Source organism: Streptomyces sp. NPDC002817 (genome assembly GCF_053592055.1).
Genome location: NZ_JBSFUY010000044.1, coordinates 11,861 through 32,889, shown reverse-complemented (window position 1 = coordinate 32,889; position 21,029 = coordinate 11,861). Strand labels below are relative to the sequence as shown.

The window sequence follows — 21,029 nt, the reverse complement described above, 5'->3', positions numbered from 1 at the left end:
GCCACTCTCGATCGACACGCCGATGAGTGTCGTGAACGCCCTGCTCGGCCTGCTGGCCGTCTTCGTCCTCACCGCCGGCACCGGCTACTTCGTGGCCCAGGAGTTCGCCTACGTCTCCGCGGACCGGCTCGCCCTCACCCGTGAGGCCGAGGCGGGCGACCGGAAGGCCGCCCGCGCCCTGACGGTGCTGGAGCGGCTGTCGTTCATGCTGTCCGGCGCCCAGCTCGGCATCACCGTCACCGGCCTGGTCGTCGGCTTCATCGCCGAGCCGTCGGTCTCCGCACTGCTCGAGCCCGCGCTGACCGGCATCGGTATCCCCGAGGGCGCGGTCGGCGGTATCTCCGTCGTCCTCGCCTTCGTCCTGGCCACCGTCGTCCAGATGGTGCTGGGCGAACTCGCCCCCAAGAACCTCGCCATCGCCGTCCCGGAGCGCCTGGCCAAGTCGCTGGCCGCCTCCACCCTGGCGTACCTCAAGGTCGTCGGCCCACTCGTGCGGATCTTCGACGGCGCCGCCAACCGGCTGCTGCGCAAGGTCGGCATCGAGCCCGTCGAGGAACTCCACCACGGCGCCACCCTGGAGGAACTCGGCCACCTCATCGGCGAGTCCCACGAACAGGGCGAACTGCCCAAGGAGACCGCCGAACTCATCGACCACGCCCTGGAGTTCTCCGAGCGCACCCTCGACGAGGTGATGGTCCCGCGCGTGGACGCCGTGTTCGTCCGCAAGGACGCCACCGCCGCCGAGGCCGTCGACCTGATCGCCAAGCACGGCCACTCCACTTACCCCGTCCTCGGCGACCACCCCGACGACGTCCCCGGCGTCGTCGGCGTACGCGAGCTGATGCGCCTGCCCGCCGCGACCCTCGCCACCACCACCGCGGGGGCGCTGGCCCGCCGTCCGCTGCTGCTGCCCGACACCCTCCCGCTGCCGGACGCCGTCGAGCAGATGCGCGAGCGGGACGACGAGTTCGCGGTCGTCCTGGACGAGCACGGCGGTCTCGCCGGCATCGTCACCTACGAGGACATCGCGGAAGAACTGGTCGGAGACATCGCCGACGAGACCGACACCGTCATCGAGGTCGCCGTCCCCGACGGCGAGGGCTGGCTGGTGGACGCCGGCCGCCGCCTCGACGAGATCGCCGACGCCACCGGCATCGAACTTCCCGAGGAGGACGACTACGACACCGTGGCCGGCCTGATCGTGGACCGCCTGGGCCGCTTCCCGGCCATCGGTGACCGGCTCACCGTCGAACTCCCGGACGGGGGAAGCGCGTTGATCGACGTTCGTACGCTCGACCGGCACGTGCCGGACCGAGCCCGGATCCAGAGGGTGGAGGAGGAGCAGGCATGAGCTTCCCGATGGCGCTCTTCGTCACCGTGCTGCTGCTGATCGGCAGCGGATTCTTCGTCGCCGCCGAGTTCGCCCTGGTCGCCGCCAAACGGCACCGCATGGAGAAGGCCGTCGCGCAGGGGCAGCGCGGCGCCAAGGCGGCCCTGGCCGGCATGCGCGAGCTGTCGCTGATGCTGGCCGGCGCCCAGCTCGGCATCACCGTCTGTACCCTGGGCCTGGGCTCGGTCTCCAAGCCGGCCATCTCCCACGAACTCGACCCGCTCCTGCACGACCTGGGCCTGCCCACTGCCCTCAGCTACGGCATCGCGTTCGTCTTCGCGATGGCCGTCGTGGTGTTCCTGCACATGGTGCTCGGCGAGATGGCTCCCAAGTCCTGGGCCATCGCCCACCCCGAACGCTCCGCGATGCTCCTCGCCCCGCCCTTCCGCGCCGTGGTGAAGGCGGTACGCCCGCTGATCGCGGTGCTCAACCGGATGAGCAACGCGCTCGTACGGCTGTGCCGGGTCACCCCGCGCGACGAACTCGCCTCGGTCCACAACCGCGAACAACTCACCCACCTGGTCGAGGAGTCCGAACGCCTCGGCCTGATCAGCGAGAGCGACTCGGAGCTGCTCACCCGCTCCCTCGTCGAGCCCGAGACGCCCGTGGGAGAACTCCAGATCCCGGCCGCGGAGATCACCTCGGTCGACGGTGACGCGGGTATCGACGACATCCTGCGCCTGGCCACCGACCATGACCGCACCCGACTGCTGGTACAGGACGCGGGCACCGTCGTCGGTTCCGTCCATGCCCGGGACGCCCTGGTGGCCCGGGCCCGATCCAGGGCTGTTGACGCCCGCGCTCTGGCCCGACCGGTACCGGAGGTGACGCAGGAGACCACGGTCGCGGACGCGATCGAGCTCCTGCGCCGCAACCGTGCCTCCCTGGCGGTCGTCCGGGACGAGTCGGGTCACCTCACGGGCATGGTGACGCTGGACGATCTGCTGGCCCGCTATCTGCAATCGGCGTGAGCGCTGTCGGCCGGTCAGAGTTGTGCGGGCATGCTCCAGCAGTTGGAGGCGGCCTTCTTGCCCGACAGCCGGTCGGACAGCCAGGCGATGGCGTCGCCCTGGTCGGTGAGCAGCGGGGCGAAGTGGTTGAGCAGCGCGCTGCCGACATTGGGCAGGACGACGCCTTTGTACGTGACGTCGGCGCCCTTCTTGCACCAGTCGACGGCGAGTTGGCGCGCCTGTCCGTGCGGGACGAGGTTGTCGCTGACGCTCGTCGCCAGACGCACGGGGCCGGACGGTTCGAGCGTCCCGATGCGTTGGCTGTCCAGGAACGCCTGCAGCGCGGGTGTCGCGGCGATGATCTCGCTGATGGACCGTCCGTCGGTCGTCCACTTGGTGCTCTTCGCGTAGCCATAGCCGAAGAGAGCGTCCCCGACGCACATGGTCGACAGGTCGGTGAGGGCCGTCTTGCCCGCCGCGTTGAGATGCGCCTCGGCGATGGGTTTCAGGGACGGGTCGGACTGGAGGAAGCCGTTGAGCGACCAGCCCAGCGCGCCCGCGAGTTCGCTGCCGTCGATGGCCTTGGTGACCGAGGTCAGATCGGCGGGCGGCGCGCCCGCGTAGGTCCCGGCGAGCGTGACGTCAGGGGCGTAGGAGGACTGGAGTTCGGCCGCCGAGGCGGTCGCTCCACCGCCCTGGCTGTATCCGAACAGCCCCACCCGGGAGGCGGAGGTGACGGAGGCCCCGCGGACCGAGCGGGCGGCGCGGACGGCGTCCAGTACCGCGTGCCCCTCGTCGACGCGGTTGACGTAGGTGTGCAGCCGGTCGGTCGCGCCGAGGCCGGCGTAGTCGGTGACGACCACGGCTATGCCCTTCGCGAGGAGGCGGTAGATCGCCAGGTCCTCGTAACCGACGGACACGGTCTGGCCGTTGAGGTTCAGCGGGTGCTCCAGGCCCATGGACGCGGCGCACTGGTCGCCCTGTCCCATGGTGCCGGGTGCCACCGCGACCAGGGGGCGCGGTCCGTCGCCCTGCCATGCGGCGGCGGGTTCGATGTAGGCGCCGGTGACGGCCACCGGCCGGCCGTTCGAGTCGGTGGACTTGTACATCAGGCGGGTCGCGGTGCCGGGGAGGGGTCCGTCCAGGCCGGGCAGGCTGAGGGCCAGTGGCAGTGGCTCGGTACGGATGAGGGTGCCGTTGGCGGCGGGCAGGGTGGTGGGCGGGTTGTAGAACGCCGGGATGGTGACGCCTCGGGAGACGACCTCGTCCGCCGCCATGGCGGCGGTGCCCGTGAGGGACTGGGCGCCGAGGCAGGCGGCAGCGGTGACTGCTGCGGCCATGAGCCGACTGCGTGCGGGCATGGCGAACCTCCTGTGAAAGCGGCTGGCAGAGAGGTGCACAGGTGAAACCGGCACGGGAACGCGGCCGTCCCACGGGCCGGTCCATGCCGCACTGAAGTGGTTCGCCAGGACCTTACCTGCGAGTAAGTTACTCGTGGTAGCACTGCACAGGTTACGGTTCGGTAATTTGACAGGATGTCTAATTACGCGCCGCGGCGGCTCCATGGCGTAGCGGTGGACGCTCCTGAACTGCGCACTTCCCTTGGACGTCGATTCCGTGAATCAGGCAAAACGGGCCCATGGCGCACGCGGCGAAGAAGACGCAGGAGCCCACGGCGCACACCGCGAGCGGGCTCGCCACCTATCTGCGGGCACGACGCACTCGGGTCACTCCCCCCGTCGAGTAGGTGTCCGGCGCGATCCACTTCTTCCAGGCGTAGCTGCTCAGTGCCGTCACGGTGCGGAGATCGAAGAGAACCATGAACGCGAAGTACTGGTTCACTCTCACGAGCAGGTGGGCGTGCAGCCAGGTCATCGCCACGACCACCAGGTTGATTCGATGAATCCACACGGAGAGCTGGTGACGGAAGACGATCTCCAGAACGCCTTTGGCCTTCAGCGGCAGTCTCGATCTGTCGACCAGTCATCCGCTCATGAAGAAGACCGCGAAGCACAGCACGGTGAGTGCCCCGTAGAACGCCCAGTCGTCCAGGTTCCGGGCCAGTCGGGTCGGCGCATAGGAATACTCACGGTGCGTACAGGCAGCGACGACCGCCGGCACGCCGAGCACGATGGACAACAGCCACCAGGTGTAGGCGATCAGGCCGAGGAAGACATAGAACCTCAAGGGTCCGGGGTCGTCCGCCACGGAGTCGTAGGTCTGCACCAGCGGGAACGGAAACACCACCGCGAGGCTCCAGAACAGCAGCTTACGAAGCATCGCCAGAGCTCCAGCCGGCCGGGCGTGTGTCTCGTATGTGGTGCAGGTTGACATGGACGAGTGCCGCCAGGGTCAGGACGGCGACAGTGATCAGGGCGATCACCTTGTATTTCGGCTTCACACGTTCTTCCGCTCAAGTGGGCACGTGACGGCACTACTTGCGGGCCGGCTCAGCAGCGGAACGTCTGAAGTGACGTGAGCGAGTGGGCGGCTGAGGACCTCGATGCGCGGTGCGACGCACTGAGGGCGCCTGGAGGCAGCGCGGTGATCTGGTCCCTGAGGACACTGGCGCCGGAGGGCTGCGCGGCGGAGCGATGGCGGTCACGGCCCACAAGCCAGGACGGCGGGTCCACGATCTGCTCGGCATCGCCGCAGGCGGCGAACCCGTCGGCGCGGTCGGCTACGACGGACGTCGCGGACCACTCCTGGGCCACCGGGGCGGAGCTGTTGCCGGTGGGACCGGACGTGCCGGACGCCAGTACACCGATGAACTGGAGGGCCACCAGGAGAACGGCCGGAGCGAACGTGAATCGGGGTGTGCTGAATCGCGGCATGGCACCCCCCTTCGGCCGTGGTCGTGCAGGCGGATTTCACGCCGGGCTCATGGGCCACCCTGCTGGTAACGCGCACCGTGTGGCGGACCGTGTCGTGGCAGGGAGCACCGTTCAGTGGAGTGACAGGGCCCCCGACAGCGCGCCCTGGTCGATCGCTGGTCTGATAGACGTGCCGTCGGCGTCACTCCCTGCAGAAGGCGCGTTTTCCCATCGCCGACTCGATGCCGCCGAGGATCAGCCTCTGGAACTCGGCGGCACCGGAGTAGGAACCGTCGGTGGAGAACGCCCGCGCGTCATGGCCGAGGGTGGTGAGCCAGGCGCGGCCGCCGTCGTAGTACTGGCACCAGGCGACGGGATGGTCCTTGCCGTGCCCGGGGTGGTGGTAGTTGCCGGCCACGCCCTCGGCGAGGGTGCTCTCGTCGACCTCGGCCAGGACACGGACCTTCGAGGGGGCCGGGATCAGGTTGTACCACTCGTCGGTGAAGGACCAGGCCGCCGGCAGCGAGGCGGTCGAGGCGTCCTTGCGGCCCACCACGTGTACGGTGCCCGGTTGCACCGGCCCGTGGTCGTAGAAGTTTGCCCCGCCCAACAGGCCCTCGTACCAAGGCCAGTTGTACTCCGTACCGAAGGCGTTGTGGATGCCGACGAATCCCCCGCCGCCCCGGACGTACTGGCGCAGCGAGGTCTGTGCGGAGTCGTCGAGCGTGTCGCGGCTCGTGGAGAAGAAGACGACCGCGTTGTATCGGAACAGGGTTGCCGGGGACGCCAGTTGGGTGACGTCCTCGGTGTAGTCGACCCGGAAGCTGTTCTCCGCGCCCATCTCGAGGATCGCGTTCTGGACGACGTTCGCGGTGGTGAGCGGCGGGTTGAGTCCGGTGAACAGGGCCGGTCCGAGGTTGGCGTGGCGGGGGCCCGCGGTACGTGTATAGAGCAGGATCCTGTAGCCCTGGGCGGCGTCGAAGTTGTCCCAGTCGTGGTAGCAGCGCGGGTTCGTGCCCCGGCACACGCCGTAGTCGGGGTCGCCCAGTTCCTGTGCGCCCTGGCCCACCCGGCCTTGGGCGAAGCTGACGGTGGCGGTGGCCACGAGGGCGCTCAGGGCGACGCCCAGTGCTGCGAATCTGGCTCTCGATGTCATGGTCGACTGCCCTTCCTCAGCTCACGACGATCTTTCCGGTGCTCTGGGGTGCGATCGGGTCGTTGTAGAAGTACTCGCCGGGTGTCTCGAAGGTGTGCGTGTACGACTGGCCCGGCATGAGGAGCCCGGTGTCGAACTCGGCCTCGAAGAACGACACGGCACCGTGCGCGGACCTGTTGTCCGCCGGGTTGGTGAAGGTGACGGTCGTGCCCGTCGCGATACGCAGATGCTGGGGCGCCATGGCGTTCTGGGCCACGAGGTTCTCCGTCGTCCCCGGCGTCTGGGTCGTGCTGTTCCAGACGCGGCCCAGGGTGACGGTGTCGCCGGTCACCGCGGCGACACGGATCTGGTTGCGGCGCGAGGGGGGAGTGGGGGCGGCGGCCGGCCCGACGGTGCCGCCGAGCTTGAACGCCCACAGGCTGTCCCCTTTGGGGATGTCGGGATACGGCAGCCAGTTGCCGCCGGCCAGGACGGCGACGTACTGCTCTCCGTCGATCTCGTACGTCAGCGGGCTGGTGTTCACGCCGGCGCCGCACTGCCAGCTCCACAGCTGCCGGCCGTCGCGGTCGTCGAGGGCGGTGAGCCCTCCGTCGGGACGGCCCTGGAACAACACGCCCCCCGCGGTGCTCAGTACGCCGTTGCCGTGTGCGAGGGACCAGTCGCCCTCGCGGCGCCAGGCCACGGTGTTGGTGCGCGGGTCGACCGCGGCGAGTCCTCCGGCGAAGTACTCGCCCAGCGGGCGGGCGGTGTTGACGCGTCCGCCGCGGGTGTTGGAGTAGGCCGAGTTGATGAGGCCGTACCCGACGTAGACGAGGCCGGTTCGGTGGCTGAAGGAGGGGAAGGCCCAGTCGGCGCCGCCGCCCGCGCCGGGGAAGAGGATGGTGGCGCGGTCCCAGAAGACCTCGTAGATCCCGCCGGTGGGGTAGAAGGGGACCGGCCGGGTGGCCTTGTCCAGGCGGGGCTCGCTCTCGACGAAGGGCTCGCCGCCGGGGAAGGGCTGGGTGGGGGCGGTCTTCTGGAGCGCGTGCTGCGGCACGGCGCGCTCCTCCATCCCGTGGACGGGCTTTCCCGTGACGCGGTCGAGGATGTAGTACATGCCGGTCTTGCTGCCGTAGACGACGACCCGGCGCTTCCTCCCGTCGATCAACAGGTCCGCCAGGACCGGGGACATGACGTTGTCGTAGTCCCAGATGTCGTGGTGGACGGACTGGAAGTGCCAGCGCCGTTCGCCCGTCTTGGCGTCGATGGCGACCAGGCAGTTGGAGAACAGGTTGTCGCCGCCGCGGGAGGAGCCGTCGGTGCGGGGGTAGGGGTTGCCGAACGTCCAGTAGACCAGGCCGAGTTCGGGGTCGATGGCGGGGTGGATCCAGCACACCGCGCCGCCGTTCTTCCAGGAGTCGCCCTCCCAGGTGTCGTGGCCGTACTCGCCGGGGCCCGGGGTGCCCCAGAACGTCCAGGCGACTTCACCCGTCGCCGCCTTGAGCGCGTATCCGCGGCCGCGGGCTCCGGCGGTGCTGCCCTCGGTGCCGATGTAGATCAGGCCGTCCCAGTAGACGACCGCACCGGCCAGTCCGCCCGAACTGCCCCCGCACTGACCGCTCTCGGGGTCGCAGCCGGGGTCGCCCTGGTCCTCGACGAGCAGCTCGCGGGTCCAGACCACGGCGCCGGTCCTCTGGTCCAGGGCGTGGACGACGTTGGCGCCGGAGATGGTGAAGGCGAGCCCCTGCCCCAGGGCGACGCCACGCATGTTGGTGGTCTCGGTGCCGACGTTCGTCTTCCAACGCACGGCTCCCGTGCGGCCGTCGACGGCGAAGACGTTCTGCTGGGTGGTGACGGCGTAGAGGACGCCGTCCTGCGCGATGACCGCGCACTGCTGATGGGCCGAGGTGGAACCGCCCTCCAGGTCGATGCGCCAAGCGCCGCGCAACGTGCGGACGTTGTCCGTGGTGATCTGCTTCAGCGACGAGTGGCTGTGGTTGCCGAGGTTGCCGCCGGCCTTGGGGTAGTCCTTGCCGGCGGCCCGGTGCGACTGGGGCGGCACGGGGAGGGCCGACTCGCCGGAGTTCTCGGCCGCTTGGGCGACGGACGTGCCGAACAGGGCGACGGTGCCCGCCGTCCCGAAGGTCGTCGACGTGAGAAAGCTGCGTCTGTCCATGATCCCTCTTTCGTGGCGCACGCGTCTGACTCGCATGAGGTGGGGGAGGGAGGAGCTCTGCGGCTCGTGGTCCGCTGTGCGGTTTGCATAACCCGCACTGTGGTTGGCGTTACGTTAGGGATGTGCCACGGGTGTGGCAAGGGGGCGGGACGCGACTTGTTCAGCCGTCGAGGCGGGCCGGCAGCACGCCGCGCGGGATCGGGCCCTTGTTCCGGCGGCCCTGACCCATCTCCTCCCAGGCATGGGCGAGCAGGCCCACGGAGCGGCTGAGGACGAACAGGCCGCGGGCGAGCGGCGCGGGAAAGCCCAGCTCGGCATAGATGACGGCGGTGGCGCCGTCGATGTTCATCGGCACGGGGTGAGGGCGCCGCAGGAGCGCTTCCTCCACGGCTAGCGCGGCGTTGAGATGGCAGCCGTGGACGATCCCGTCCTCGACCGCCTGGCGGACCAGGCCGATCAGCGGGTCGCGGCGCGGGTCGACCGGGTGGAAGCGGTGTCCGAAGCCGGGCAGATAGCGGGAGCGCCGCTGCCAGTCGGCCATGACCGTACGGGCCGCGTCTGCCCAACTGCCCTCGATCTCATGGCGGTTGCGAATGTCTTCGAGCATCTCCACGCACTGCTGCCCGGCACCGCCGTGGGAGTCGCCGAGCATGTTGACACCGGTGGCGATCGCGTTGTTGAGGCCGATTCCACAGGTGGCGGCCATGCGGGCGGCGGCGATGGAAGGAGCCTGCGGGCCGTGGTCCACGCCGGCGACGAGGGCGGCCTCCAGCAGGGCCGACTCGCGGGCGCCGGGCAGATCACCACGCAGCAGCAGCCAGATGACGTCCACCAGGCCGGCGGAGCCGATCAGGGACTGGACGGGGCGGTCGCGGAGCTCGATGCTGCCGGGTTCGATGTGGCTGATCGCGGTGGCCCACCACAGCGCGCTCTCGTCGGCGCTCATGACGCGGCCGCCTCCTCGGCGGCTCGGGACGCCCAACGGCGGGCCAGAGCTTGCCGTTCGTGGTTGTGCTCGCCGAGCAGCGGGGGACCGGCCGTGGGTGTGAACGCCTCCCCGTCGAAGAGCACGCCGCTGCCCACCACCCGCAACGGTTCCCCGGCACGCCCGGGGTACTCCAGTTCGGCGACGAAGCGGCGGTGGTCCAACTGCGGTTGCTCCAGGGCCTGTGGCACGGTCAGCACGCGGGCGGCGGGCACTCCGGCCGCGTTGAGCTCGCTCTCCCACGCGGCCGCCGGTTTGGTCGACAGAGCCGCGTCGAGGGCGGCGTTGAGCTCGGCGCGATGGGCCTTGCGCTGCTCCCGCTCGCTGAAGCGCGGATCGGTGACGAGCTCGGGTGAGCCCACCAGACGGCAGAGGGTCTCGAACTGGCCCTGCTGATTGGCGGAGATGTTCAGGGGCCCGTCGAGGGCGTGGAAGGTTCCGGAGGGGGCCGCGGTGGCGTTCTGGTCGCCCAGGGGCCTGGGCGGGACCCCGCTGACGAGGTAGTTCGACACCGCCCAGCCCATCGCGGACAGGGACACCTCCAGCATGGAGACGTCCAACCGGCTGCCCTGTCCGGTGCGTTCACGGTGCAGAAGGGACGCGCTGATGGCGAGGGCGGCCATCAGGCCTCCCGTGGTGTCGCAGACCGGGAAGCCGACCCGCTGGGGTGCGGTGTCCGGGGTGCCGGTGATGCTCATCATTCCGGTCAGGCCCTGCACGATCTGGTCGTAGGCGGGGGCGTCGCTCATCGGGCCGGTGTGACCGAAGCCGGAGATGGAGCAGTAGACGAGCCGTTCGTTGATCCGGCCGAGCCGGTCCGTGTCGTAGCCCATCCGGGCCAGGACGCCCGCCCGGAAGTTCTCCAGCAGGACGTCGGCGCCACCCAGGAGGGTCTCGAAGAAGGCCTGGTCGGCGGGGTCCTTGAGGTCGAGTTCCAGGGATTTCTTGCCCGCATTCTGGGCCAGGAAGGAGGCCCCGATGCCGTCGCGGTTCAATGCGGGATCGGGGCCGAGACTGCGCGCGAGATCGCCTTGCCCGGGTCGCTCGATCTTGACCACTTCGGCGCCCAGGAGCATGAGTTGGTAGCTGCAGTAGGGCCCGGCCAGCACGTTCGTGAGGTCCAGAACGCGGATGCCGTCGAGCGGGCGGACGTGCATGGGACGTCTCCTTCCGGGCGCCGCGCACGGCGCCGGTTGCCGGCGTGTTCGTCAGCCGCGCGGCCCCAGGGGGTGGTCGAAACCCTGGGAGGCGATACGCGCGGCCACCTGCGTCAGGTCGTGCGCGAAGTCCTTGGTCACGCGGTCCGGGATGCGCGCGGAGGGACCGCTGAGCGAGAGCGAGGCGACCACCACGCCCGAGTGGGTCGCGATGGGCACGGCGACGGCCGTCAGGCCGACGTCCCGTTCGCCGTGACTGACCGCGTAGCCGCGTGTCGTGGCCTCCTCGGCCCACTCCCGCAACTGCTCGACATGTGCCACCCCGTGCGGCGAGGCGGCGGCGACCCGCTGGAGCAGACCGTCGGTCGCCCCGATGAGGAGCACCTTGGACGAAGCGCCCGCCCACAGGGGCAGTTCGTCACCGACTCGCACCACGTGCCGCAGCGGCTGCGGGCTCTCCTGCTGGGCCACGCAGACGCGGTGGATGTCACGGCGGATCATCAGGTTCGCCGTCTCACCGCGCCGCTCGGCCAGATCCCGCAGCAGCTTCTGCGTGTCCGGCGGCAACTCCCAGCTGGTGTGGGCGAGATGGGCCCAGCGCCAGAGTCCGGGTCCGGCCGAGTAGCCGGCGGGCGTGGCCCACAGCAGCCCGTACTGCTCCAGGGTCTGTACCAGCCGCACCACGGTGGTCTTCGGCAGTCCGGTGGCCTCGACCATGTCCCGCAGCGGAACGGTGGGCTGATCCTCGGTCAGCAGCGACAGGATGTCCAGCGCCCGGCGCACACTGCGTACACCGCCCTGGCCTTGCTCCGCGTCCACGGTCTCTCCTTCACGGCTCGGGGAATCGCGCCGGACCTGCCCGCCTCGCGGGCACCGGCACCTGGGGCGACAGCTTCCACCAGTCCGGGTTCCGGAGAAAACCGCCGGTCGCGACTTCCTTTTCGCGCGGCCTCTTGCCACGGACTCCCGGCGCCCGTACGTTACACGCCAGTCCGCACAGCAGTCCACGAAAACCACTAGATGGTTTTTTGGAGGTGTGATGCTGCAAGACCTCCTGAAGGCGGCCGGCGGAACCGACGTCGTCGAGGTGCTCCCGTTCGTCTCAGGCTCGTGGGGCGGCGAGGGCCCGCTCCTGGAACGCACCGGCCCCTACCTGCGCCGCACGGTCAGCCGAACCCCGACCGCGACCCCCACAGAAATCGACCGCGCCCTCACCAAGTCCCGCGCCTACGCACCACAGCTCGCCGACCTCGCCCCCGCCGCCCGCGCCGACATCCTGGAGACCGCCTCCCGAGCGGCCCGGGCCCACCGCGACCCGCTCGCCCGCCTCCTCGCCCTGGAGCTGGGAAAGCCGCTCAAGGACAGCCGTACCGAGATCGACCGCGTGGCCTCCACCTTCGCCGTATGCGCCGCCGAGGCCCGCCGCATCGACGGCGAGACCCTCCCGGTGGCCGGCTGGGCCACGGGCATCGGCAACACCGCCTTCACCTACCGCGCACCGGCCGGCGTAGCCCTCGCCATCACCCCGTTCAACGCCCCGGCCAACCTCCTCGCCCACAAACTCGGCGCCGCCTTCGCCGCCGGCAACACGACCCTCGTCAAGGCACCCCCGCAGGCCCCGGCCACCTCCGCCGCCGTCGTCGCGCTGCTCCTGGACAGCGGCATGCCCCACCAGGCGGTCCAACTCCTGCACGGATCCGGCGACATCGGCGCCGCACTGTGCGCCGCCGACCAGGTCGACGTCATCAGCTTCACCGGCAGCGCCACCACCGGCAACGCCGTGGCCCGCGCCGCGGGCGCCAAACGCCTCGCCCTCGAACTCGGCGGCAACGCGGCCACGATCGTCTGCGAGGACGCCGACCCCGCCGAGGCAGCGGCGGTCTGCGCCCGCACCGGCTACAGCAACTCCGGCCAGAGCTGTATCTCCGTCCAGCGCGTCTACGTCCACCGCAGCCGCTACGCCGCCTTCCTCGACGCCCTCACCGCGGCCGTGGACGCACTCGTCGTCGGCGACCCCCTCGACGACACCACCGACGTCGGCTCCATGGTCGACGAGCCGGCCGCCGAGCGCGTGGTCGCGTGGACGAAGGAAGCCAAGGGCATGGGCGCCACTGTCGTGCGCGGCGGAACCCGCGACGGCGCCACGGCAGCACCGACCATCGTCGCCGACCCACCGCCCACCGCCTCGGTCGTCGTCCACGAGGTCTTCGGCGCCCTCGTGGCCGTGCTGCCGTACGACGACTTCGACACCGTCGTCCAGCAGTGCAACGCGAGCCGCTACGGACTCCAAGCCGGCCTGTTCACCCGCGACATCGGCCGCATCCTCACCGCCTGGCGGCACCTGGAGGTCGGCGGTCTCATCGTCAACGGATCCTCCAACTTCCGCCTCGACCACGTCCCCTTCGGCGGGGTGAAGGACTCCGGCTTCGGCCGGGAGGCTCCCCGCTGGCTCATCGACGACTTCACCGTCGTCAAGACACTCGTCCTGCGCGGCCTGTCCGTCTGGGGCGATCGCCGAGAACTGCCCGGGGAGGATCAGTGACGACCGCGGCGGAGTCCCTCGTGGCCCAACTCGCCTCCTACGGCGTCGAATACGTCTTCGGCACCTGCGGGCACACCAACATCGCCCTCCTCGACGCCCTCGGCCCCAGCCCCGTCGAGTTCGTCATCGCCCGCCACGAACAGGCCGCCGCCCACGCCGCCGACGGCTACGCCCGCGCCACCGGCCGCCCCGGCGTCCTGCTCACCCACGTCGGCCCCGGCATGATGAACGCGGTCACCGGCGTCGCCACCGCCGCCCTGGACTCCATCCCCCTGGTCGTCATCACCGGCGACATCCCCTCGTACTACTCCGGCCGCCACCCCCACCAGGAGGTCAACCTCCACGCGGACGCCGACCAGAGCGCGATCTACCGGCCGTTCTGCAAACGGACCTGGCAGGTCCAGCACGTGCGCGACCTGGCCCGGATCACCGAGCGCGCCTTCTGGACCGCGACCAGCGGCCGACCCGGCGCTGTCCTGATCAACGTACCCATGGACCTCTTCAACCGTCAGATCCAGCCCTACGACGGTGCGCACCCGTTGCCCGCCCACGTGGGCCGTCCCGGACTGGACGAGGCGACCGCGGCCCGCATCGCCGAGGCGCTCACCGAAGCCGAACGCCCCCTGATCTACTTCGGCGGCGGCATCCGTGAGCCCCGGGCCCGAGCAGCCCTGTCGGAACTCGCCGAGCATCTCGACATCCCGCTCGCCCACTCCCTGATGGGCAAGGGCATCGTGCCCGACCGGCATCCGCTGCTGCTCGGCATGCCCGGCTTCTGGGGACTGGACAGCACCCACCGGCACACCAAGGGCGCTGATGTCGTCCTGGCCCTCGGGACCCGGTTCGCGGAGACCGACGCCAGTTCCTGGGAGAGCGCCCACACCTGGAACTTCCCGCCGAGCCGACTGATCCAGATCGACCTCGACCCGGCGGAGATCGGCCGCAACTACCCCGTCGAGATCGGCGCGGTGGCCGACGCGGGACTCGCACTCGACGCCATCACCGCGGCGGTGCGCACCCGACGACCTCGGACGGTGACCCGGCCCGGACTGCGCGAGGCCATCGCCGAAGCCCGCCACACGGTCTTCGCCGCCGCCCGGGAAGCCGGCCGCAGCGACGACTTCCCGCTCCGCCCCCAGCGCATCCTCGCCGACCTGCGCGACGCCCTGCCCGCCGACGCCGTACTGGTGACGGACGTCGGCTGGAACAAGAACGGCGTCGCCCAGTGCTACGAACTCCCCGCCGAGGGCCGCTTCATCACCCCCGGCGGCGCCTCCACCATGGGATTCGGACCGGCCGCGGCCGTCGGCGTCCAACTCGCCCAGCCCGACCGGGTCGTGGTCGCCCTGATCGGCGACGGCGGCATGAGCGCCCAACTGCCCGCCGTACCCATGGCCGTGGAACGGGGCGCGCCCGTGCTCTTCGTCGTCATGAACAACCGCGCCCACGGCACCATCGCCGACCTCCAGGCCTCGGCCTTCGGCCGGTCCTACGGCTGCGAGTTCACCGACGCGCAGGGACGGCCGTACAGTCCCGACTTCGCGGGCTACGGCGAGTCCTGCGGCGCCGACGGCTACACCGTCGCCGCACCCGGCGACCTGGCCAAGGCCCTCCGCGACGCCCTCGCCCGACGCCGTCCCGCGGTACTCGACGTACCGATGATCAACGAGCCGGTGCCCACGCCCGGCCACTGGAACATCAAGGACATCTACGCCGGCAGATTCCCCGACAGCGCCGACTGACCTGCTCAGTAAGCCGGTTCGACCTCCCCCACACCTCTTCACCCACCACTCGTCTTCCATGAGGTGACCGCAATGTCCCGCTCCCCGAGGCCTTCGGCCCCACGCACCACGCTCGTCGGCGCCGTCGCCCTGGCCGCGGCTCTGGCCGCCTGCAGCGCCCCCGGTGACGACAGCGACGACGCCAAGTCCGACTCCGGCCCCATCAAGATCGCCGTCGTGGACGCCCGCAGCGGCCAGCTGTCCTCCCTGGGCGACTGGGAGTGGAAGGGCGCCAAGCTCGCCGTCGACGAGTGGAACAAGAAGGGCGGCATCGACGGACGCAGGATCCAGATCAAATCCTTCGACGACCAGGGCGACCCCACCACCGGCACCAACCTCGCCCGCAAGATAGCCAGCGAGAAGTACATCGCCATGATCGGCACCGCGGAGAGCGCGGTCACCATCGCCATGGCACCCGTGCTGAAGCAGTCCGGGATCCCCAACATCACCTCGGGCCAGGCGGACGCGCTGGTCGAGCAGAAGAGCGAGTTCCTCTTCCTCAACGGGCCCACCAGCACGACCTACGACACCACGCTCGCCAAGTACCTGATCCAGGACAAGGGCTACAAACGGATCGCGATGATCACCAACAACGGATCCTTCGGCAAGGGCGAGCACGACGCCTTCACCAAGGCCGCAGGCGACCTCGGGGTCAAGGCCCTGACCGACCAGGTGGTGACCACCGACCAGAAGGACTTCAGCGCCGCCCTCACCGCGATCCGCTCCAAGAAGCCACAGGTCGTCTTCATCGGCTCCGAAGAGGTCGAGGCGGGGCTCATCGTCAAGCAGGCCCGCGACCTGGGCATCACCGCGCCCTTCGCGGGCGCCGCTCCGCAGGGCACGCCCGTCTTCATCGACACCGCCGGCACGGCCGCCGTCGAAGGCACCATCGTCAGCTCGCCCTATCTCAGCAACGAGAGCAGCCCCGCCGCCCAGAAGTTCGCCGCCGCCTACCAGGCCGCCTACGGCGAGGAGGCCGAACTGCACGGCGCCAAGGCCTACGACGGCGCCAACATCCTGCTCACCGCCCTGAAGTCCAGCAAGGTCGCCACCGGCAAGGAACTCGCCGACGCCATCCGGGCCACGCGCTACGACGGACTGCTGGGCCGGTTCCGGTACGGCGAGAACGGCGTCGGGATCACCGAGACCAGCATCGGGATCATCCGCGACGGCAAGCTCGTACAGGAGCAGTGAGACCGACGTGCAGGAGACCTTGCAGACACTGGTCGGCGGCCTGAGCCTCGGCGCCGTCTACGCCCTGGTCGCCATGGGCTTCTCGCTGGTGTACCGGACGATGGGCCTGGTCAACTTCGCCCACGCCGACATCGCCATGATCGGCGCGTACGCGGCCTCCACCTTCTACCTCACCTCGCACCTGCCCTTCGCGCTCGCCATGGTCGTCTCCATCGTCATCACCGGCGCGATCGGCCTGGTCATCGAACGCGTCCTGAGGCCGCTGGAGAACAAGGACTTCGACCTGATGCTGATCGGCACGATCGGCTTCGGGATCGTCCTCCAGGCGGTGGCCATCCTCATCTGGGGGAGTACGGGGCGAGCCATGCCCTCCCCGGTGCGGACCGCGCCGCTGGACATCTTCGGGGTGCGGGTGCGCACCTACGACCTGCTCGTGATGGCGGTCGCCGCGCTCGCCGTCGTGGGCCTCGGCTTCTTCCTCTCCCGCACCAAGCGGGGCGTGGCCATGCAGGCCGTCGCCATGGACCACGAGGCCGCCACCGCGGTCGGTATCGACGTGGGCCGCAGCAACGCCCTCGCGTTCGCCATCGGAGCAGGCCTGGCCGCCCTCGCCGGCGGCCTGGTCGGCCCCATGCTCTACGTGGACGCCTCCCTCGGCGGGGCCCTGGGCATCAAGGGCTTCGCCGCGGCCATGCTCGGCGGCTTCGGCTCCATCCACGGAGCCGTCGTCGGCGGCATCGCCATCGGCGTCCTCGACTCCTACACCGCCGGCCACTTCCAGGGCTACTCGGTCCTCGCCACCTTCCTCGTCTTCACCGTGGCGATCATGATCCGGCCCATGGGGATCTTCGGCGAAAGGACGGTCAGCCGCGCATGAAGTCCCGCCTCGCCGCCGTGGCCGCACTGGTCCTCGCCGCCTGGGCCCTGCCGTACGGCCTGGGCAGCTACACCATCCACGTCGTCGACATCGCCCTCATCTACGCCCTGCTCGCCATCGGCATGGGCCTGGCCATGGGCATCTCCGGCCAGATCAACCTCGCCCAGGTGGCCTTCTTCGGCGTGGGCGCCTACGTCGTCGCGATCCTCACCACCGACAACGGATACGGCTTCTGGGCCGCCTCCGTCCTCGCCGTCCTGGCCACCGTCGCCACCGGTCTCCTCGTCGGCATCCCCGCCCTGCGCATGCAGTCCCACTACCTCGGCATCGTCACCCTCGGCCTGGCGCTGGGCTTCATCAACTGGATCACCAACGCCGATGTCACCGGCGGCGCCGACGGCATCTCCGGTGTCCCCGTACCCACCCTGCCCGGCCTGGACCTGTCCAGCGAGTACCTCTACTACTACCTGGAAGTCGTCGTCTTCGGCGCGGGACTCGTCTTCGGCCTGTTCGTCGTCCACACCTCACTGGGCCGCCGACTGCGCGCCATGCGCGACGACGCCCTCGCCGCCGGTGCCATGGGCGCGGAGATCCCGCTGCTGCGCATGACGGCCTTCGTCCTCGCCAGCCTCTACGGCGGCCTGGCCGGCGTCCTCTACGCCGGACTCATCCGGTACGTCGCACCCGAGACCTTCTCCATCGGCAACATGTTCATCCTGCTGGCCATGGTCATCATCGGCGGCCGGCGTTCACTGGTCGGCTGCGTGGTCGGCGCCGTCGGCCTCACCCTGATCCGCGAATGGCTCTCGGACTTCTCCGCCTACGCCCAACTCGGCTACGGCGTGGTCGTCGTCCTCATGGTGGTCTTCGCGCCCACCGGCCTGGCCGGCATCCCCGCCCGCCTGAGGGACCTCTACCGCCGACGCTTCGGCAGCGGCGACACCCGGGCCGAACTGCGGCCCTTCACCCCGTACCCGCCGGGACCGCGGCCGGGAAAGGACCAGACCCTCCTCGCCGTCCAGGACATCACCAAACAGTTCCGCGGACTGCGTGCTCTCGACGAGGTGACCCTGACGGTCAGGGAGGGGGAGATCAGAGGAATCGTCGGCCCCAACGGGTCGGGAAAGACCACCCTGTTCAACGTCATCAGCGGATTCCACCGCGCCACGTCCGGCACGGTCCGCTTCGCCGACGCCGACACCACCACGGCCCGCCCCTACGTCCTCTCGCTGGCCGGAGTGGCCCGCACCTTCCAGAACCTCCGCCTCTTCGCGCAACTCACCGTGCGGGAGAACATCCTGGTCGCCCTCGACCGCACCCGCACCCGCACCATCTGGCAGTACGCCGTGTGGCAGCCCGGCGTCCTGCGCCGCGAACGCCGGCTGCGCGCAGAGGCCCAGCAGCTCCTGGACCGCTACGGCCTCGCCGACTTCGCCGAAGCGGCCCCCGCCGCCCTGCCGTACGGCATCCAACGCCGTATCGAGATCGCCCGGGCGATGGCCGCCCGCCCGCGTCTGCTCCTGCTCGACGAACCGGCCGCAGGGCTCAACGGCGAAGAGGTCCGGCAACTGGTCCGTATCGTCCGCTCGATCAGGGACAGCGGGACCACCGTCGTCCTCATCGAGCACAACATGGGCCTGGTCATGTCCCTGTGCGAGAAGGTCACCGTTCTGTCCAGCGGCAAGGTCATCGCCGAGGGCACCCCCGGCGAGGTCGTCGCCGCACCCGAGGTCATCGAGGCCTACCTCGGCGACTCCGACCTGTCCGAACTCGGCCTGAGCACCGAACTGCCGGCCCAGCGCCCGACCCCCGCCGAGGAGACCACCTCATGAGCGTCAGCAGGGCGGGCGAGGCCGAACGCCTCGCGGTGGAGGACCTCAGCGTGCACTACGGCGGCGTGCGGGCCGTACGCTCCATCGGCTTCGCCGTCGCTCCCGGTGAATCGGTCGGCATCATCGGCGCCAACGGGGCCGGCAAGACCTCGACTCTCAAAGCCCTCATGGGACTTGTGCCCCGCAGCGGCGGCCGCATCCGTCTGGGCGAGCGTGACCTCACCAAAGTGCGCGCCCGGGACATGGTCCGCCTCGGCATCGGATACGTCCCCGAGGGCCGCCATGTCTTTCCCGGACTCCCCGTGGAGAAGAACCTGATGCTCGGCGCGTACTCACGTGCCTGGGACAAGGAGACGTACGGCCAACTCGAGCAGATCTACACCCTGTTCCCCGCCCTCGCCGGAATGCGCGACCGGCTCGCCGGCGCCCTGTCCGGCGGCGAACAGCAGATGCTCGCCATCGGCCGGGCCCTGATGACCCGCCCCCGTCTGCTCGTCCTGGACGAACCCTCGATGGGCCTGTCACCCAAACTCGTCGGCAGCATCCTCGACGTCCTGCTGACCCTGCGGGAGGAGGGGCTCAGCCTGCTGCTCGTCGAGCAGAACGCGAAGCTCACCTTCGGTGCCACCAGCCACTGCCTGGTCATGGAGAACGGGGAGGTGGCCATGAACGGCCCCTCCGACGAGCTCCGTCACGACCCCCGGGTCAGGGAGGTGTACCTGGGCTTGTGAAGGGACTTCCCCGCAGCCATACGAGTTGGTAGAGATAACGGACTGGTTCGTACATTACTGCGGGAGCGGCCGTGACCCAGGACTCGTATCTCGTCGGCCTTGTCGGATCGGGCATCGGCCGCTCGCTCAGCCCCGAACTCCACCAGCGCGAGGCCGACCGGCACGGCGTGCGCTACCTCTACCGGCTCCTCGACATCGAAACGCTCGCCCTGCCCGCCGAGGACGTCTGGCGCATCACGTACGCCGCCCGGGACTGCGGCTTCAACGGACTGAACGTCACCCACCCCTGCAAGCAGCTCATCGCCGCGCAGCTCGACGAACTGACGGCGCCCGCTGCCCGCCTCGGCGCGGTCAACACGGTCGTCTTCACCCCCGAAGGCCGCGCGGTCGGCCACAACACCGACATCACCGGCTTCGGCGCGGCCTTCACCCGCGGGCTGCCCGACGCACCCCTGCGGCATGTGATCCAGCTCGGCGCCGGAGGAGCCGGCGCCGCCGTCGCCTTCGCCCTGCTCGACCTCGGCGTCGCCCGCCTCACCGTCGTGGACACCCTCACCGAACGCGCCCACACCCTGGTCAAGGCACTCAACCAGGACGCCGGAGGCGAACGAGCCGAAGCCTGCCTCCCCGAAGACCTCGAAGCGGAACTGGCGGGCGCCGACGGCGTCATCAACGCCACCCCCGTCGGCATGGCGGCCCACCCCGGCACCCCGCTGCCCGTCTCGGCGCTCCACGACGGCCTGTGGGTGGCCGACCTTGTCTACCGCCCGCTGGAGACGCCCTTGCTGCGCGCCGCACGCGGCCGCGGATGCCGCGTCCTGCACGGCGGCGGGATGCTCGTGCACCAAGCGGCGGACGCCTTCCGGGAGTTCACGGGCCTCGAGCCGCGAACCTCGTCCATGCTGGCCGACTTCGCGGACCTCACGGCGGCGCCGGAGGCGCACACCTGACGCCGAGGACGTCCCTCAGCTGCTCGACCGTCGCGTCCAGCGTGCTGCTCGCCGGGATCACCGTCTCGACACCGCCGGGCAGCAGGTCCAACGGCCGGTACCACGAACGGAGTTCGTCCTTGCCGACGGTGTGGGCGATGGGCTTGGTGGCGTGCCGGGCCAGGGTCTCCTCGAAGGAGACGTCCAGGTAGAAGCAGTGCGCGCGGTCACCGTAGTCGGTGAGGAGTCCGGCGAGCATGTCGCCGTAGTGGGCGACGCACAGGATGCCTTCCAGCATCGTGTGAAAGCCGTGTTCCAGGGCGTGCCGCACGGTCAGATCGATCAGACCGATGTTCGCGGCGCCGGGGACGTCACGTTCGCGCAGCACATCGCGGCGCAGTGTGTCCTGACTGACCAGGGCGATGCCCCTGCCGTAGCACTCGCGCAGCCCGGCGGCCACCGAGCTCTTCCCGCTCGCACTGTTTCCGCGCAGCACGATCAGCCTGGTGGGGGAGGGGACCGTCGTCACCCGGGGGA

19 protein-coding genes are annotated in these 21,029 nt (G+C 70.1%); 9 read left to right on the top strand and 10 right to left on the bottom strand.

Features of this window, described 5'->3' with window-relative positions:
- Positions 1 to 22 precede the first annotated feature (22 nt).
- Together ACWD3I_RS43975 and ACWD3I_RS43970 are read left to right on the top strand one after the other, a co-directional pair.
- Entirely contained in the window at positions 23 to 1,351 is a 1,329-nt protein-coding gene (locus tag ACWD3I_RS43975; RefSeq protein ID WP_365407058.1) for a hemolysin family protein, read from the top strand.
- Positions 1,348 to 2,361 carry a hemolysin family protein gene (locus ACWD3I_RS43970; RefSeq protein WP_365407061.1) on the top strand — a complete coding sequence of 338 codons (1,014 nt, stop codon included), beginning with the start codon at positions 1,348 to 1,350 and terminating at the stop codon, positions 2,359 to 2,361. The genes ACWD3I_RS43975 and ACWD3I_RS43970 overlap by 4 nt, the downstream gene beginning before the upstream one ends.
- 14 nt (positions 2,362 to 2,375) lie before the next feature.
- Here ACWD3I_RS43970 and ACWD3I_RS43965 read toward each other — a convergent pair whose 3' ends face one another.
- The 9 genes from ACWD3I_RS43965 to ACWD3I_RS43925 all read right to left on the bottom strand — a co-directional run bounded on the left by ACWD3I_RS43965 (position 2,376) and on the right by ACWD3I_RS43925 (position 11,425).
- Positions 2,376 to 3,701: an alpha/beta fold hydrolase gene (locus ACWD3I_RS43965; protein ID WP_365407064.1), complete on the bottom strand. Its 1,326-nt coding sequence runs from the start codon at positions 3,699 to 3,701 to the stop codon at positions 2,376 to 2,378.
- A 340-nt stretch (positions 3,702 to 4,041) separates the two neighbouring features.
- Positions 4,042 to 4,251, bottom strand: a complete 210-nt coding sequence (locus tag ACWD3I_RS43960; protein WP_365407067.1) for a hypothetical protein — start codon at positions 4,249 to 4,251, stop codon at positions 4,042 to 4,044.
- Positions 4,252 to 4,323: 72 nt separating this feature from the next.
- On the bottom strand, positions 4,324 to 4,620 hold the full coding sequence (locus tag ACWD3I_RS43955; protein ID WP_365407070.1) for a hypothetical protein: 297 nt from the start codon (positions 4,618 to 4,620) through the stop codon (positions 4,324 to 4,326).
- 170 nt (positions 4,621 to 4,790) lie between these two features.
- Positions 4,791 to 5,174, bottom strand: coding sequence for a hypothetical protein (locus ACWD3I_RS43950; protein ID WP_365407073.1), 384 nt, complete (start codon positions 5,172 to 5,174; stop codon positions 4,791 to 4,793).
- A 181-nt stretch (positions 5,175 to 5,355) separates the two neighbouring features.
- The gene (locus tag ACWD3I_RS43945) at positions 5,356 to 6,309 is read right to left on the bottom strand and encodes a ThuA domain-containing protein (RefSeq protein WP_365407076.1); all 954 of its coding nucleotides are present in this window, start codon (positions 6,307 to 6,309) and stop codon (positions 5,356 to 5,358) included.
- 16 nt (positions 6,310 to 6,325) lie between these two features.
- Positions 6,326 to 8,464, bottom strand: coding sequence for an outer membrane protein assembly factor BamB family protein (locus ACWD3I_RS43940; protein WP_365407079.1), 2,139 nt, complete (start codon positions 8,462 to 8,464; stop codon positions 6,326 to 6,328).
- A 160-nt stretch (positions 8,465 to 8,624) separates the two neighbouring features.
- Positions 8,625 to 9,410 carry a citryl-CoA lyase gene (locus ACWD3I_RS43935; protein WP_365407082.1) on the bottom strand — a complete coding sequence of 262 codons (786 nt, stop codon included), beginning with the start codon at positions 9,408 to 9,410 and terminating at the stop codon, positions 8,625 to 8,627.
- The gene (locus ACWD3I_RS43930) at positions 9,407 to 10,606 is read right to left on the bottom strand and encodes a CaiB/BaiF CoA transferase family protein (protein WP_365407085.1); all 1,200 of its coding nucleotides are present in this window, start codon (positions 10,604 to 10,606) and stop codon (positions 9,407 to 9,409) included. Before ACWD3I_RS43930 ends, ACWD3I_RS43935 begins: the two co-directional genes overlap by 4 nt.
- Before the next feature lie 51 nt (positions 10,607 to 10,657).
- Positions 10,658 to 11,425 (bottom strand): IclR family transcriptional regulator, encoded by a 768-nt coding sequence (locus ACWD3I_RS43925; RefSeq protein ID WP_365407087.1) that lies wholly within the window; start codon positions 11,423 to 11,425, stop codon positions 10,658 to 10,660.
- Positions 11,426 to 11,645: 220 nt separating this feature from the next.
- Here ACWD3I_RS43925 and ACWD3I_RS43920 point away from each other — a divergent pair, with 220 nt between their 5' ends.
- The 7 genes from ACWD3I_RS43920 (at position 11,646) to ACWD3I_RS43890 (ending at position 20,513) form a co-directional block, all read left to right on the top strand.
- A complete protein-coding gene (locus ACWD3I_RS43920; RefSeq protein WP_365407090.1) occupies positions 11,646 to 13,148 on the top strand; it encodes an aldehyde dehydrogenase family protein in 1,503 nt (500 codons plus the stop codon).
- Positions 13,145 to 14,890 carry a thiamine pyrophosphate-binding protein gene (locus ACWD3I_RS43915; protein WP_365407093.1) on the top strand — a complete coding sequence of 582 codons (1,746 nt, stop codon included), beginning with the start codon at positions 13,145 to 13,147 and terminating at the stop codon, positions 14,888 to 14,890. Before ACWD3I_RS43920 ends, ACWD3I_RS43915 begins: the two co-directional genes overlap by 4 nt.
- 72 nt (positions 14,891 to 14,962) lie before the next feature.
- Entirely contained in the window at positions 14,963 to 16,123 is a 1,161-nt protein-coding gene (locus ACWD3I_RS43910) for an ABC transporter substrate-binding protein (RefSeq protein WP_365407096.1), read from the top strand.
- A 7-nt stretch (positions 16,124 to 16,130) separates the two neighbouring features.
- Positions 16,131 to 17,000, top strand: coding sequence for a branched-chain amino acid ABC transporter permease (locus ACWD3I_RS43905; protein WP_365407099.1), 870 nt, complete (start codon positions 16,131 to 16,133; stop codon positions 16,998 to 17,000).
- Complete coding sequence (locus ACWD3I_RS43900) at positions 16,997 to 18,832, top strand: branched-chain amino acid ABC transporter ATP-binding protein/permease (RefSeq protein ID WP_365407102.1); 1,836 nt, start codon at positions 16,997 to 16,999, stop codon at positions 18,830 to 18,832. The genes ACWD3I_RS43905 and ACWD3I_RS43900 overlap by 4 nt, the downstream gene beginning before the upstream one ends.
- Positions 18,829 to 19,563 carry an ABC transporter ATP-binding protein gene (locus ACWD3I_RS43895; RefSeq protein WP_365407105.1) on the top strand — a complete coding sequence of 245 codons (735 nt, stop codon included), beginning with the start codon at positions 18,829 to 18,831 and terminating at the stop codon, positions 19,561 to 19,563. The genes ACWD3I_RS43900 and ACWD3I_RS43895 overlap by 4 nt, the downstream gene beginning before the upstream one ends.
- 71 nt (positions 19,564 to 19,634) lie before the next feature.
- Complete coding sequence (locus ACWD3I_RS43890; RefSeq protein WP_365407108.1) at positions 19,635 to 20,513, top strand: shikimate dehydrogenase; 879 nt, start codon at positions 19,635 to 19,637, stop codon at positions 20,511 to 20,513.
- On the opposite strand, the gene ACWD3I_RS43885 is transcribed toward ACWD3I_RS43890, so the two are convergent.
- Positions 20,485 to 21,021 carry an AAA family ATPase gene (locus ACWD3I_RS43885; RefSeq protein ID WP_365407111.1) on the bottom strand — a complete coding sequence of 179 codons (537 nt, stop codon included), beginning with the start codon at positions 21,019 to 21,021 and terminating at the stop codon, positions 20,485 to 20,487. The genes ACWD3I_RS43890 and ACWD3I_RS43885 overlap by 29 nt on opposite strands.
- Positions 21,022 to 21,029 lie beyond the last annotated feature (8 nt).